The sequence below is a fragment of the Priestia sp. AB genome (assembly GCF_028369225.1).
Taxonomy (GTDB): Bacteria; Bacillota; Bacilli; order Bacillales; family Bacillaceae_H; genus Priestia; species Priestia megaterium.
In genome coordinates this window covers 152,477-166,218 of record NZ_JAQMYN010000007.1, presented here as the reverse complement: position 1 = coordinate 166,218, position 13,742 = coordinate 152,477, and the positions used below count along the sequence as shown (strand labels likewise).

Genomic DNA, 13,742 nt, shown 5'->3' with positions numbered 1-13,742 from the left:
CCTCGTAACCCTTTGTTTAATAAAAGTTTATAAGAAATAAAGCGAATAATTGCCTAGGTAAATAAAATTAAAATAGGGAACTAACATGATTCCTATTCCTACGATAAAACAAATAACGTCATATTTCAACACATACGAACTTAATATTCTATAAGTATTAAAAAGATAGGGCGCATTTACTATTTAAAGAGTTTTCAAAAAATTACATTGACTTACTATAGTGTTCTACATATAATCATAATATAACATCTTATGTAAGGAGATATAACATGGTTATAGTGGATGAACTTTATCATAATGTGGTCATTACATTGCCTCAATTAAAATTAATTGAATTTATAATGAAGTTAAAAGAAGCTAAAGCACAAGAAATAGAAGATATAAAAACGAAAATTAGTAAATACGAAGAGAAGAAACGTGCTGAAGAAGCTTGGTATCAATCACTATCACCGTTTCGTAAATTTTTTACCGGGCGTCCTTTAAGTCAGCATCAAGCGGTCGAGTATATGGTATACGTAAAGGAACGCTTTAAAAAAATTGATCACCTTAAAGCACAAATGCGAGAACTTCATGAAGTTCTTGAATTAATAAAAGCGGAAAATGAAGAAACAAGTGAAATTACGCTTTCGCCTGCTATTGTACAAGAAATAAAACGATTAAAAAGCAGTGGAGGCGTTGGGATATGAGTGTTAATGAACTAAGTTTAGGGATAAATACAACATGGGTTGTATTAACAGCCGCGATGATTTTGTTAATGGAAGGCGGCTTTGCCTTGCTAGAGGCAGGTTTTGTCCGCTATAAAAATAGCGTGAATATTATTATGAAAGTATTCGCTGATATTACAATAGGAACGCTTTGTTTCTATTTAATTGGTTTTGGATTAATGTACGGTGATGATTTAGGTGGAGTCGTCGGTAAAAGCGGTTTTGCGCTCTCAGGTAATTTATCACACCTTGACATTCCAATTGGGCTTGAAACGTTTTGGTTGTTTCAATGTGCATTTGTTATTGCGGTCATTTCTATCGTTTCTGGAGCAGTGGCAGAACGAATTAATTTCCGTGCATACCTTTTATATGCGATTTTGATGACTACATTTATTTATCCTATAGCCGGCCACTGGATTTGGGGAGGCGGATGGATTAGTAAGTTAGGGATGCTTGATTTTGCCGGTTCGGCAGTGATCCATGCTCTTGGTGGTTTTTCAGCTTTAGCAGCTGCAATAATGATTGGACCGAGAAAAGGGAAGTTCACGAAAAATGGAATTAGTTCTGTTTCTCTTCCAAGCAATTTGCCGCTTGCATCAGTGGGTGCTTTTTTATTATGGTTTGGATGGTTCGGGTTTAATGCAGGAAGTACGCTAAGTGCCACTGACGTTAGAATTGGTCACATTGCTATTGTCACAATGTTATCAGCAGCAGCAGGCGGAGCAGCTACTTTATTTTATACTTTATTTCGCTACAACCGTTCAGATGCACCTTCTGTAATAAATGGATCGCTTGCTGGACTGGTTGGCATTACGGCCGGGTGCGCTTTTGTTAACACACCATCTGCTATTTTTATTGGAGCTGTATCTGGCTTATTAATGATGGCAGCTACAAACTGGCTCGAAGCACGTCAAATCGACGATCCTGTAGGAGCTTTTCCTGTACACGCTGCTTCGGGAATATGGGGCACGTTGGCTGTGGGCTTGTTTTCTACAGACGGCGGTGTGTTTACAGGAGGAGGCTGGACGTTACTTGGAGTTCAACTTCTTGGGTTAATCGCTCTATGCGCTTGGGGATTTGTTACGACGTGGATAGGGTTAAAGGTTATTTCCTTGGTGGTTCCGCTTCGATCTACGGAAGAAGAAGAAGAAGTGGGCTTAGATATCAGCTACCACGGTATCATGGCAGCACATCAAGCTCCTGAATTTATTGAATATGAAAACTACTATGCGGAAGTAAAAGAAAAAGCCTCAGATTCGTAATAAAAGGCCGCGCTTTATAACAAAAGGGCGGCCTTTTTATGTGGAAAAAATAGATTTAAAATACTTGGTTTAAATGATTGAAAAGTCAGAATATTTGTGTTATATTATAAAAAAGCCAAGGAGTTGATTTCTTATGAAAAAGAATTTACTTAATTCACCGCAAAAATCCAACGGAAAGGTGCTTGATGCATTATTCGCTGAGATGATTTTAGACAAGGCGATTGCAGAATTTCGTAAAGCACAGCTAAAAGAAGAAATCGACCGCACGCTATTGATGAAAAATAAAGAAGAGTTTTTAAAACTCTCATCAGAACTTAAACAAATTTCTTAATTACTTACTATACTTCACACACCATCTATTTTTAGGTGGTGTGTTTTATTTTTGAGACCTACTAAAAGGGAGTAATTAGTAATAATTATGAATATATTCCTATTTAAAACTTTATTTACATTAATTGTATTGACTTCTTTTATGGATTTTTTTAACATAAACAAGAATTAAAGAGGAGGGGTTTGATTGGGACATCTATTATTAGTAGATAGCTTGATTGCGGGTATTGTTTGCATTGTGTTAGGAATTTTATTTAGAGCTCATAAAACAAGCAAATTTTTGTATGGCATAGGGATTGTGTTTAGTCTTATTTTTGTCATCGGGACGGTCACTCATTCTCCATCTAATACAGAAACTTCATCAGTTACAGCTGAGAAAGTAGAAGAAAATCAAAAAGACAGTAAAGACACATCAGAACTTAAAGCTCTCGTTACTAAGGGAATGACAGATAAGGAATTTCAAAAAGAAAAAGAGAAAGCCGCTTTTCAACAGTCAGACTTAATTGCGTTAGATAACGGAGAAGTCGGATATGTGTTAAAAGCTGAAGACGGTTACGTTGTAGCTGATACGAATGGCGAAACCATTTCAAGCGTTGAAACGTTTAAAACGGCTGATGAAGTAGAACAGTATGAATTAAATGAAGTTAAAAAAGTACATAAAGATGTAAGGACAGTTGATGCTCATTATACGGCTTCAGATTTAGAAAGCTTAGAAGATTTTGATCAAAAAATTAATGAAGTGCTGAAGCGCGTTAATCTTACAAAAAAGGAGTTTAATGAACTAAAATTAAAGGATGTTAAAACATTAACTTCTCATGAAATAGAAGTAATGAAGGCTATACGTGACTCTGTTTCACCCCTTACAAAAGATACGCTGCTGCAAAAAACGATCCCTGCTAAAGATATTGAAAAGTATGTAGATGGATCTTATACGGCAGTGGGAGGATATGTAGCTAAAGCTGAAGATGTTCATGATATTACTTCGTACAAAGATTTTGTTGAAAGCTTACGTTTAGATTACACCGATGGTTCAGGTAAAAGGCCGTTTCCTGAAGAAGGATCGACGTACGGTGTAATCAAATTCAAATCGCAAGCGGTAAGCCATGTTGATATTCCCTACGGAACTGTGTTCGGAGGAAAAACAACAGACGGACCTCCATGTACGCTTAATGGGTTTACAGGATCTCGAAACGGGGAAACCGTTCCAGAGTTCAAATTTGATAACTATTATCCACCAGCAAACGGAGCGGAACTATACCAAGTGGTAAATGGGGAAGAAGTACTTTTAGCTACCTATGTGGCAGAAGAAAAACGATTTGTGCCAGCGATTGCTAAACCAATGTAAAGGAATGTTTTTTTTATGATTCGAAAAGGTTTGTATGCAGCATATAATGAACGAGACTACGAATGTTATGAAACGGAAAACGGGTGTGTAAAGCTGATTAGCTATGATAAAGGCGATGTAGCAAATGGATTCATTCCATATAATGACACGACTTTTACAAAAGAAGTTCCTCGTGATGCTGTTGAAGAAGTGTTTTTTGTAGCTACGTATGCTACTTATCAAAATGAAACGTTTGGTGTGTCAGATGCTTCTGATCGTCGAGTGCTTTTGACCACATCTGAAAAAGAAAAAGCTGATAAATATCATTTTCAACGAACGGATAAATATCTATACGAAAAACATGTGTTAAAAGAAGAAGTGAAGTTAATGGAGAAAAAAACTCCTTACTCATAAGACGCCATAACAAAAAGAGGATGCACTCGCATCCTCTTTTTTATTTAATCAATTTTCTTGAAGTGTTTCTGTTCGTATTATCATTTGTACGAAGGAAGGTAATGCCAAGACCGATTAATCCTCCTACAATAGCAGGAACTACCCAGCCGAGACCCACTCCATACATAGGTAGAATCGATGTAAACAGATCGTTTACTGCCGCAATTTTGAATCCAGCAGCATTTAAGCCATCAAATAAACTAACGATAAACGTGAACAGAAGGCTTACTTGGTAAACTTCAGAACGTCCTTTAAATAAAGGATGTAAGAATGTTAAAGCAATTAACACAATAGCTAACGGATAAATAGCTGTTAAGACCGGAACCGAAATAGCGATTAATTCCGTTAAACCAAAGTTTGCTACAACAGCGCTGAATGCTGATAAAATGACAGCAATCAACTTATAAGAAACCCTTGGAAACAGCTTATGGAAGAAAGATGAACAAGATGTTACAAGACCTACACTTGTTGTTAAACAAGCAACGGTAATCATCAGACCTAAAAGAATTCCTCCATAAGAGCCAAAGTAGTAATTTGATACTTCAGCCAAAACCGTACCTCCGTTATCAAGACGTCCAAGCTCTGATACGCTTGAAGCACCCATATAGGACAATGCACTATAAATAAGAGCTAAAATAACGGCAGCGATAGCCGTAGCTTTTGCACAAATTGTGATGATTTGTCGGTTAGTTTTTGCTCCTTTTTCTTTAATTGCATTAATAATAATAATTCCAAAAACAAATGATGCTAGTGTATCCATTGTTAAGTAGCCTTCTTGGAAGCCTTTAAAAAATGAGTGTGTTGTATAAGCTTCGCTTGGTGCTTCAAATTTTCCAATTGGGTTCACAACGGCTACAACTACCAATATTCCAATAAACGTTAATTTAATAGGTGTTAAAACTTTCCCTACTAAATCGACAATTTTCGCAGGATTTAGCGAAAAAAAGCAGGTAATAGTAAAGAAAATTACCGTGAAAATGATAAGGGGAAGATGCCCTGGATTTTCTGATAAAAAAGGCTTAACGCCAATTTCGAACGAAACGCTTCCCGTTCTTGGCATCGCAAAAAGCGGTCCGATTGCCAAGTATAAAATCGTAGTAAAGATAATACCGAAAGCTGGGTGTACGCGACTAGCTAAAGACTGCAAATCCTCTTTTCCGGAAAAACCAAATGCGAGAACGCCTAGAAGAGGCAGACCTACACCCGTTACTAAAAATCCAGCGTTTGCTGACCAAATATTGCTTCCAGCAGACTGACCTAACATTGCAGGGAAGATTAAATTACCTGCGCCGAAGAATAGGGCAAAAAGCATAAAGCCAATAACCACTATAAATGAAAAAGGAACTTTGTTTGACACGTTAAAACCTCCAAAATTATAAATGCTTTTTATTATCGTGTTGAATAATTAAAATTTTCAGAATTTTATATTCGAATAATAAAAATAAACATGTATCGTATTATACTAACCTAAAATGCATATTTCAATATAAAATTTTATTTTTTTAATTTATTCGCTGAAATAGCAAAAATAGAAAAATACTTAGCAAAAAAATCTCAATATACAACAATTATTTGATATGATAAAACAGAACCGTGGCTTTTAAAAATTCGCATGTGCGGCCTTACATCCTTTTAGTAAAGAACTGTTTACATAAGGTGCTGTAAGGATGTATATTTATACACGGTTCGCGGAACTGCATATGCTCGATGGATGAAAGTCAACTGTGCGAAAGGAGCAAGAAAGTGAAAAGGTTAGGTCTAGCAACTCAGATTCTAATTGGACTGATTTTAGGCGTAGCTGTAGGTGCTATTTTTTATGGAAGCGATACAGCCATTTCTATTTTACAGCCGGTTGGAGACATATTTATTCATTTAATTAAGATGATTGTGGTACCGATCGTGATTTCAGCATTAATCGTAGCGGTCGCAGGAGTAGGCGATATCAAAAAATTAGGTAAGCTTGGCGGAAAAACAATTCTTTATTTTGAAATTGTTACAACCATTGCTATTGTAGTGGGGATTATTGCCGCGAACTTATTCCACCCTGGTGCAGGGGTTGATATGGGACATATTGAAAAAAGCGATATTTCTCAATATGAGACAACGGCAAAGACGTCTGAAAGTACAGGGATTGCTCAAGAGCTTCTTCATATTGTTCCGACAAACGTCTTTCAATCGGTAGCAGAAGGCGATCTTTTACCAATCATTTTATTTTCCGTACTGTTTGGTGTAGGCGTAGCTTCGATTGGAGAGAGAGGAAAACCTGTTTTAGCCTTTTTTGAAGGCGTCTTGGATGCGATGTTTTGGGTAACTAATTTGGTGATGAAATTTGCTCCAGTAGGTGTATTTGCACTTATTGGTGTTAATATTATAAAGTTTGGTGTCGGATCACTTATTCCATTAGGAAAATTAGTGTTCGCCGTTTACTTCACCATGATTTTCTTTGTGCTTGTGGTTCTTGGAATTATTGCTAAAATGGCTGGAACAAGCATGTTTACGCTCATAAAAGTGTTAAAAGACGAGCTGCTTCTTGCATTTACAACGGCAAGTTCAGAAGCCGTTTTACCTTCTCTTATCAAAAAGATGGAAGACTTCGGTTGTTCTAAGTCGGTTACATCGTTTGTAATTCCAACGGGCTACACGTTTAACTTAGATGGTTCAACCATTTATCAGGCGCTGGCATCGCTGTTTATTGCTCAAATGTACGGCATCGACCTTTCCATTATGGATCAAATTCAGCTCCTTTTTGTGCTAATGTTAACCTCAAAAGGAATGGCTGGTGTACCAGGGGCATCGTTTGTAGTTGTACTTGCTACACTTGAATCTATGGGCTTCCCTCTTGAAGGCATGGCATTTATTGCAGGAATTGACCGCATTCTTGATATGATGCGCACCACAGTTAACGTAGTAGGAAATGCTTTAGCTGCAATTGTGATGTCGAAGTCTGAAGGCGAATTTGATAAGCAAAAATCATTAAATTACACAAACGAATTAAAGAAATCAAACATAGCTTAAAACAAACAAGCCGGGCAGCTGCCCGGCTTGTTTTGTTTGGAGCTGACTGTTATCTTTTTTGAAACATATGGTAAAATAAAAGAAATGAGAGACAAAGGAAGTGTCATAATGACGGAAACTGTTCAGTTAATTAAAAAGCTTGTTTCGATTCCCAGTCCTTCTGGAAATACAGAAAAGGTAATTTCATTTGTCGAAGACTATGTAAAAGAGCTAAATATTCAAACGTATCGCAATCGAAAAGGAGGCTTAGTCGCTTCTATTCCCGGTAAAGATACAGATCACCACCGCATGCTGACGGCTCATGTCGATACATTAGGTGCTATGGTAAAAGAAATCAAATCGAGTGGACGTCTGAAAATCGACTTGATTGGAGGGTTTCGCTACAATTCTATTGAAGGAGAATATTGTGAAATTGAAACTTCATCAGGAGAAGTATTTACAGGAACCATCCTTATGCATCAAACATCTGTTCATGTGTATAAAGATGCAGGGAAAGCTGAGCGAAATCAAGAAAATATAGAAATTCGATTGGATGAAAAAGTACATAGCGCAGAAGATGTTCGCAGCCTTGGAATTGAAGTCGGCGACTTTGTTTCGTTTGATCCTCGTGTAGAAATAACAAAAAGCGGTTTTATTAAATCTCGTCATCTCGATGATAAAGCAAGCGTAGCTTTATTGCTTCAGCTCATGAAAACAGTTCAAGAAGAACAGATCGAACTGCCATACACTACGCATTTTCTCATTTCAAATAACGAAGAAATTGGATACGGAGGAAATTCGAACATTACGCCTCAAACAGTAGAATACTTAGCGGTTGATATGGGTGCTATGGGAGATGGACAATCTACCGATGAATACACCGTGTCTATTTGTGTAAAAGATTCAAGCGGCCCATATCATTACGGTTTGAGAAAGCATTTGGTGGAGCTAGCTAAGCAGTATGATATTCAGTACAAATTAGATATTTATCCGTTTTACGGATCAGATGCTTCTGCTGCGATTCGTGCCGGACACGATATCGTACACGGCTTAATTGGTCCAGGAATTGATTCTTCTCATGCGTTTGAGAGAACGCATCAAGATTCATTAAACCATACGTATAAGCTTCTCTATTACTATGTGCAGTCGAACATGGTTCTGCTTTAAGAAAGGAATATTTAATTAGTGTATTTTTATGCAAAGGAAAGAGCAGAAAGGGATTGTGATGTCTGTACTTTCCTTTCTTAAAAAAGTACAATACTGCTTAAACCTTTTGTACATTTTGTTCATTTACAGAAGTTAAAATGTTTTTAAATTTTTAAAAGTTTCTTGTGACAAGTTTTGTAGAATGGGTTTTCAAAAGGAAATGGTTTCGTCATAATGTGGATATAGCGATCACTACAATAATCGGAGGCGAATCTTTTCATGTGGGTACTGACGGTATATGCTGGAAAAGAAATGAAAATGTTTGAATTTGATACTGAAAAGCAGGCGAGAGAAGCTTTTGCCAAAACAAATGGCTGTAAAGTTCTTTCAGAAGTCGTGTATTATAACGATCCTCATTTAACATTAGTTGCTATATAATGAAAAAACAAGAGCTGGCTTTATGCTCTTGTTTTTTTATAGATGCTTGTATCTTTCGAAAAGAATAGAGTTGAAATAAAAAAAAATGTACGCTATGATATGGTAGTTACTTCTATTATTCTGATAGTTTAAAAGGTTCATATATATCAAACAGCAACAGTAAAGATGCCAAGAAGGCTTAATAGGGAAACTGGTGAAAGACCAGTACTGCCCCCGCAACTGTAAGTGTGGACGAACGAGTATAACCACTGTGGAAAAATCACGGGAAGGTTCTCAAGTAGAATGATACACAAGTCAGGAGACCTGTCTTTATTGTGAAGTTTCTATTTCTCCGGGGAGCGGGAAGGGAAACGTTGGCTTAAAGTGGCATTCGTGTACACTCTTATTCTGACGTTTTACCCGCTCGCATATTAGCGAAGCGGGTTTTTCTCATGTCGTAAAACTACATATCGTGCAAAAAAGGTGCGCAATGTTTACATTGCGTTAAATGGGAAGTCTGGTGTGAAGCCAGCGCGGTACCCGCCACTGTGAAGATGAGCTGATTGCATATGCCACTGTATTCGGGAAGGCGCAGTCAAGTGATGAATCGAAGTCAGGAAACCAGCCTTTTTTTAATGCGAAGCTTACCCTACGGGATATAGGTGGAAGTGCAAAAACTTAGTTTGAATTTTTCTGCGCCTCTATCATTGATAGAGGCGCTTTTTTTAGTAAAGGAGCGAATGAGTGTGACGACGTGGAACTTAAATGGAACAAAACATCACGTATTGATTTGTAATGGAAGCAGCTGTATGAGAAAAGGTGGAGAAGAAGCCACCCAAGCTATTCGAAATAAAGTGACGGAACTGGATTTGGATGAAACGGTGCATACAACGCGTACACGCTGTAACGGACGATGCAAAGATGCTCCTGTAGCTATTGTGTATCCTTCAGGAGACTGGTACAAGCAGGTCACTGAAACCGTGGCTCACCGGATTGTCGAAGAACATTTAGCAGGAGGCTGCAGTATAAAGGAATCGCTTATTTATGAATATGATCAAAATGGTTTCGTTTCTCCGGAAAACAGTGACTCCATAGAAGGAATTGATAAAGTAAAAAGTAACGCATAAAGGAGGAGCTAGCATGAAAGGTAAACTGTTAGTTATCGGATTTGGGCCGGGAAGCTTTGAACATATTACACAGCGAGCAAGAGAAGCCATTCAAGAAAGTGATATGATCATCGGTTACAAAACCTATGTGGAATTAATTCAAGGACTGTTAACGAATCAGCAAATTATTAGTACGGGAATGACCGAAGAAGTAAGCCGTGCACAAGAAGCTGTAAAGCAAGCTGAAGCAGGAAAAACCGTGGCTGTCATTTCAAGCGGAGATGCAGGAGTATATGGAATGGCAGGCCTTGTGTATGAAGTGTTGATTGAAAAAGGCTGGAAAAAAGAAACGGGCGTAGAGCTGGAAGTAATTCCTGGCATTTCGGCTATTAATTCATGCGCATCCCTCCTTGGAGCGCCCGTGATGCATGATGCTTGTACAATTAGTTTAAGTGACCACCTTACGCCTTGGGAACTAATCGAAAAAAGAATCGAAGCAGCTGCACAAGCAGATTTTGTAGTGGCTTTTTACAATCCAAAAAGCGGAAGACGAACAAGACAAATTGTTGAAGCACAGAGGATTCTATTAAAGTACCGTTCTCCTGATACGCCTGTTGGTCTTGTGAAAAGCGCTTATCGTGACCGTGAAGAAGTCGTAATGACCAACTTAAAAGACATGTTAAATCATGAAATTGGCATGCTGACTACCGTTGTTGTCGGGAATTCATCTACGTTTTTTTACGACGATTTAATGATTACACCGCGCGGATATCAGCGGAAATATACCCTTAACCAAACGGAGCAGCCGCTAAGACCGCATCAGCGACTTCGAAAAGAAGCGGAACCGTGGGCTCTCGATCAAGAAGAGACTGTAAAGCAAACAGCTTCAGCTATTGAAGCAGTTCAGACCATACCAGAAGAAACAGCAACTTCACGAGCTCTTGCAGAAGAAGCGCTTCAAGCAATTTTAGGTGAACCTACTTCTGCGGTCGTACATCAGCCAATACAGTCTATTTTCGAAGTGGCGGTTAGTCCAGGACTTGCAAATAAGAAATTCACGCCTGTTCAAATGACAACACTAGCAGAAGTTGTTGGTGAAAAAGGTACGATGGAGTATACACCTGACCATCAAATCAAACTGCAAATCCCAACGACTCAGCCAGATGTGATTATTAAAAAGCTCCAAGCAGCTTCCTTTTTACTATCTCCGGTCGGAGATGTGTTCACAATCAAAGCGTGTGATTTTTGTGACGGAGAAAAAAGCGATGCTATTCCACATACGGAAGAATTACAAAAACGCCTCGGGGGAATGGACATGCCAAAAGAGCTGAAGCTTGGTATTAATGGATGCGGTATGGCCTGCTATGGCGCAGTTCAAGAAGATATCGGCATTGTCTATAGAAAAGGTGCGTTTGATTTATTTTTAGGAGCTAAAACGGTGGGACGCAATGCGCATTCAGGTCAAATTGTGGCGGAAGGCATAGCACCTGATGACATTGTTGAAATAGTCGAGAACATTGTCCATGAATATAAAGAAAAAGGTCATCCTAATGAGCGATTTCATAAATTCTTTAAGCGTGTGAAGAATGTTTATGGGTTCGACTATCAAGATATAACACCAAAAATAAAAGTAGAACCAGCTCCGTGTGGAGATTAAAAAATAGGAGGGCATTATATGAAATCAGTTTTATTTGTCGGTCATGGAAGCAGAGATCCTGAAGGGAACGATCAAATTCGCGAATTTATTTCGAATATGAAGCATGATTGGGACGCATCTATTTTAGTAGAAACGTGTTTTCTAGAATTTGAACGCCCAAATGTAAGTCAAGGCATTGATACATGTGTGGCAAAAGGAGCAAAAGATGTAGTTGTAATTCCAATTATGCTCTTGCCTGCTGGCCACTCTAAAATACATATTCCGGCGGCTATAGATGAAGCTAAGGAAAAATATCCACACGTAAACTTCGTATACGGACGTCCCATTGGCGTTCATGAAGAAGCCCTTGAAATTTTAAAAACGAGATTACAAGAATCAGGAGAGAATTTAGAAACTCCAGCTGAAGACACGGCTGTTATCGTCTTAGGGCGAGGAGGAAGTGATCCTGATGCAAACAGTGATTTATATAAAATTACGCGTCTTCTTTGGGAAAAAACAAACTATAAAATCGTTGAAACTTCTTTTATGGGCGTAACTGCTCCACTGATTGATGAAGGGGTAGAGCGATGCTTAAAACTGGGCGCTAAAAAAGTGGTTATTCTCCCGTATTTCTTATTTACAGGAGTACTAATTAAGCGTTTGGAAGAAATGGTGAAGCAGTATAAAATGCAGCATGAAAACATTGAGTTTAAGCTCGCCGGCTATTTCGGTTTTCACCCAAAACTGCAGACAATTTTAAAAGAACGTGCTGAAGAAGGATTAGAAGGTGAAGTGAAAATGAACTGCGATACGTGTCAATATCGCCTCGGCATTATGGAGCATATTGATCACCATCATCATCACGATCATGACCATGATCACGGACACCATCACCACGATCACCATCATGACCACGACCATCATGAAGATAAGGTCGGCGAGCTAAAATGATTTTATTGTTAGCCGGAACTAGCGATGCACGTGCATTAGCCGTGCAAGTGAAAAAAGCAGGTCATGAGGTTACAGCAACGGTTGTAACCGAAAACGCAGCTATCGAATTACAGCGTGCAGAAGTGAAAGTGAAAATTGGACGTCTCACAAAAGAAGATATGATGGATTTTGTAAACGAACATCGTGTAAAAGCTATTGTGGATGCAAGTCATCCTTTTGCAGAAGAAGCATCTAAAAATGCTATCGGCGCGGCTGCTGAAACAGCGATTCCTTACATACGCTATGAGCGGGCTTCGCAGGCTTTTGCCTATGATAATATGACGATGGTTTCTACGTATGAAGAAGCAGCAGAAGTAGCAGCTGAGAAAAAAGGAGTTATTATGCTGACAACAGGCAGCAAAACGCTGCAGGTTTTTACTGAAAAGCTGCTTCCTCTTTCAGATGTACGGCTTGTTGCTCGTATGCTTCCAAGGCTGGATAATATGGAAAAGTGCCAGCAATTGGGATTCCCGCAAAAAAATATTATTGCTATTCAAGGGCCGTTTACAAAAGAGTTTGATCGAGCGCTGTATAAGCAATACGGAGTGACGGTCATGGTCACAAAAGAAAGCGGAAAAGTTGGATCTGTGGATGAAAAAGTGGAAGCAGCCAAAGAGTTAGGCTTAGATATTATTATGATTGGGCGACCGGAAATTGAGTATGGAACCGTGTATTCCACTTTTGAAGAAGTGGTTAATGCTTTAGTAAACCAAAATAGGAGTTGATTGAGATGGATTTTCGTACAGAATTTAAACCGTTAACTGTTCAGCCTCAGCAAATAGAAGGAAAAAGTTTTGAGATGATTACAGAAGAGCTTGGGCCTCATCCGTTTACAGACGAACAGTACCCAATTGTTCAGCGCGTAATTCATGCGTCTGCAGACTTTGAGCTTGGACGCAGCATGCTGTTTCATCCGGATGCGATTCAAGCAGGAATTAAAGCTATTCGCAGCGGCAAGCAAGTGGTTGCAGATGTACAAATGGTGCAAGTAGGAACAAACAAGCAGCGAATTGAAAAGCACGGCGGTGAAATCAAAGTTTATATTTCGGATCCGGACGTAATGGAAGAAGCAAAGCGCTTAAATACAACGCGTGCAATTATTTCTATGCGAAAAGCCATCAAAGAAGCAGACGGTGGAATTTTTGCAATTGGGAACGCACCCACAGCTTTACTTGAATTAATTCGTTTGATTAAAGAAGGAGAAGCGAAACCTGGGCTTGTTATTGGTCTGCCGGTAGGATTTGTTTCAGCAGCTGAATCTAAAGAAGAACTTGCAAAACTTGACGTGCCGTTTATTACAAACATCGGGCGAAAAGGCGGCAGTACGGTAACGGTTGCTGCATTAAATGCAATTTCAATTCTTGCAGATCAGGTGTAACG

General features: G+C 38.8%; 14 protein-coding genes and 2 riboswitches. Of the genes, 13 read left to right on the top strand and 1 reads right to left on the bottom strand.

Features of this window, described 5'->3' with window-relative positions:
• Positions 1 to 269: 269 nt before the first annotated feature.
• From POF52_RS21110 to POF52_RS21090, 5 genes are all read left to right on the top strand, one after another.
• Positions 270 to 686, top strand: a complete 417-nt coding sequence (locus POF52_RS21110) for a hypothetical protein (protein WP_013057326.1) — start codon at positions 270 to 272, stop codon at positions 684 to 686.
• Positions 683 to 1,966 carry an ammonium transporter gene (locus POF52_RS21105; RefSeq protein ID WP_013083425.1) on the top strand — a complete coding sequence of 428 codons (1,284 nt, stop codon included), beginning with the start codon at positions 683 to 685 and terminating at the stop codon, positions 1,964 to 1,966. The genes POF52_RS21110 and POF52_RS21105 overlap by 4 nt, the downstream gene beginning before the upstream one ends.
• A gap of 133 nt (positions 1,967 to 2,099) precedes the next feature.
• The gene (locus POF52_RS21100) at positions 2,100 to 2,297 is read left to right on the top strand and encodes an IDEAL domain-containing protein (RefSeq protein ID WP_013057324.1); all 198 of its coding nucleotides are present in this window, start codon (positions 2,100 to 2,102) and stop codon (positions 2,295 to 2,297) included.
• A 186-nt stretch (positions 2,298 to 2,483) separates the two neighbouring features.
• A complete protein-coding gene (locus tag POF52_RS21095) occupies positions 2,484 to 3,641 on the top strand; it encodes a hypothetical protein (protein WP_271994617.1) in 1,158 nt (385 codons plus the stop codon).
• 15 nt (positions 3,642 to 3,656) lie between these two features.
• The gene (locus POF52_RS21090; RefSeq protein WP_013083423.1) at positions 3,657 to 4,034 is read left to right on the top strand and encodes a hypothetical protein; all 378 of its coding nucleotides are present in this window, start codon (positions 3,657 to 3,659) and stop codon (positions 4,032 to 4,034) included.
• Positions 4,035 to 4,074: 40 nt separating this feature from the next.
• Here the strand turns inward: POF52_RS21090 and brnQ are convergent, their stop codons facing one another.
• Positions 4,075 to 5,430 (bottom strand): branched-chain amino acid transport system II carrier protein, encoded by a 1,356-nt coding sequence (gene brnQ / locus POF52_RS21085; protein WP_034651532.1) that lies wholly within the window; start codon positions 5,428 to 5,430, stop codon positions 4,075 to 4,077.
• Between the two features lie 386 nt (positions 5,431 to 5,816).
• Here brnQ and POF52_RS21080 point away from each other — a divergent pair, with 386 nt between their 5' ends.
• The 8 genes from POF52_RS21080 (at position 5,817) to POF52_RS21045 (ending at position 13,740) form a co-directional block, all read left to right on the top strand.
• Positions 5,817 to 7,088: a cation:dicarboxylate symporter family transporter gene (locus tag POF52_RS21080; RefSeq protein WP_176585391.1), complete on the top strand. Its 1,272-nt coding sequence runs from the start codon at positions 5,817 to 5,819 to the stop codon at positions 7,086 to 7,088.
• Between the two features lie 108 nt (positions 7,089 to 7,196).
• Complete coding sequence (locus tag POF52_RS21075; RefSeq protein WP_176585392.1) at positions 7,197 to 8,234, top strand: M42 family metallopeptidase; 1,038 nt, start codon at positions 7,197 to 7,199, stop codon at positions 8,232 to 8,234.
• Between the two features lie 258 nt (positions 8,235 to 8,492).
• Positions 8,493 to 8,651, top strand: coding sequence for a hypothetical protein (locus POF52_RS21070; protein WP_176547877.1), 159 nt, complete (start codon positions 8,493 to 8,495; stop codon positions 8,649 to 8,651).
• A gap of 146 nt (positions 8,652 to 8,797) precedes the next feature.
• Positions 8,798 to 8,976, top strand: a riboswitch (cobalamin riboswitch).
• 118 nt (positions 8,977 to 9,094) lie between these two features.
• A riboswitch (cobalamin riboswitch) is annotated at positions 9,095 to 9,274 on the top strand.
• Positions 9,275 to 9,376: 102 nt separating this feature from the next.
• Positions 9,377 to 9,757 (top strand): (2Fe-2S) ferredoxin domain-containing protein, encoded by a 381-nt coding sequence (locus tag POF52_RS21065; RefSeq protein ID WP_016764370.1) that lies wholly within the window; start codon positions 9,377 to 9,379, stop codon positions 9,755 to 9,757.
• Positions 9,758 to 9,770: 13 nt separating this feature from the next.
• Positions 9,771 to 11,393: a precorrin-3B C(17)-methyltransferase gene (gene cobJ / locus POF52_RS21060; protein ID WP_176585393.1), complete on the top strand. Its 1,623-nt coding sequence runs from the start codon at positions 9,771 to 9,773 to the stop codon at positions 11,391 to 11,393.
• 18 nt (positions 11,394 to 11,411) lie between these two features.
• Positions 11,412 to 12,323, top strand: coding sequence for a sirohydrochlorin chelatase (locus POF52_RS21055; protein ID WP_176585394.1), 912 nt, complete (start codon positions 11,412 to 11,414; stop codon positions 12,321 to 12,323).
• Positions 12,320 to 13,087: a precorrin-6A reductase gene (gene cobK / locus POF52_RS21050; RefSeq protein ID WP_176585395.1), complete on the top strand. Its 768-nt coding sequence runs from the start codon at positions 12,320 to 12,322 to the stop codon at positions 13,085 to 13,087. Before POF52_RS21055 ends, cobK begins: the two co-directional genes overlap by 4 nt.
• Positions 13,088 to 13,092: 5 nt before the next feature.
• Positions 13,093 to 13,740: a precorrin-8X methylmutase gene (locus tag POF52_RS21045; RefSeq protein WP_013083415.1), complete on the top strand. Its 648-nt coding sequence runs from the start codon at positions 13,093 to 13,095 to the stop codon at positions 13,738 to 13,740.
• The last annotated feature ends 2 nt before the right edge of the window (positions 13,741 to 13,742 follow it).

Bases quoted from the DNA above. Each gene is read 5' to 3' on its own strand.
- POF52_RS21105 (WP_013083425.1), top strand. From the start codon at position 683: ATGAGTGTTAATGAACTAAGTTTAGGGATAAATACAACATGGGTTGTA.
- POF52_RS21055 (WP_176585394.1), top strand. From the start codon at position 11,412: ATGAAATCAGTTTTATTTGTCGGTCATGGAAGCAGAGATCCTGAAGGG.
- cobJ (WP_176585393.1), top strand. From the start codon at position 9,771: ATGAAAGGTAAACTGTTAGTTATCGGATTTGGGCCGGGAAGCTTTGAA.
- POF52_RS21070 (WP_176547877.1), top strand. From the start codon at position 8,493: ATGTGGGTACTGACGGTATATGCTGGAAAAGAAATGAAAATGTTTGAA.
- POF52_RS21075 (WP_176585392.1), top strand. From the start codon at position 7,197: ATGACGGAAACTGTTCAGTTAATTAAAAAGCTTGTTTCGATTCCCAGT.
- POF52_RS21100 (WP_013057324.1), top strand. From the start codon at position 2,100: ATGAAAAAGAATTTACTTAATTCACCGCAAAAATCCAACGGAAAGGTG.
- POF52_RS21090 (WP_013083423.1), top strand. From the start codon at position 3,657: ATGATTCGAAAAGGTTTGTATGCAGCATATAATGAACGAGACTACGAA.
- POF52_RS21045 (WP_013083415.1), top strand. From the start codon at position 13,093: ATGGATTTTCGTACAGAATTTAAACCGTTAACTGTTCAGCCTCAGCAA.
- cobK (WP_176585395.1), top strand. From the start codon at position 12,320: ATGATTTTATTGTTAGCCGGAACTAGCGATGCACGTGCATTAGCCGTG.
- POF52_RS21110 (WP_013057326.1), top strand. From the start codon at position 270: ATGGTTATAGTGGATGAACTTTATCATAATGTGGTCATTACATTGCCT.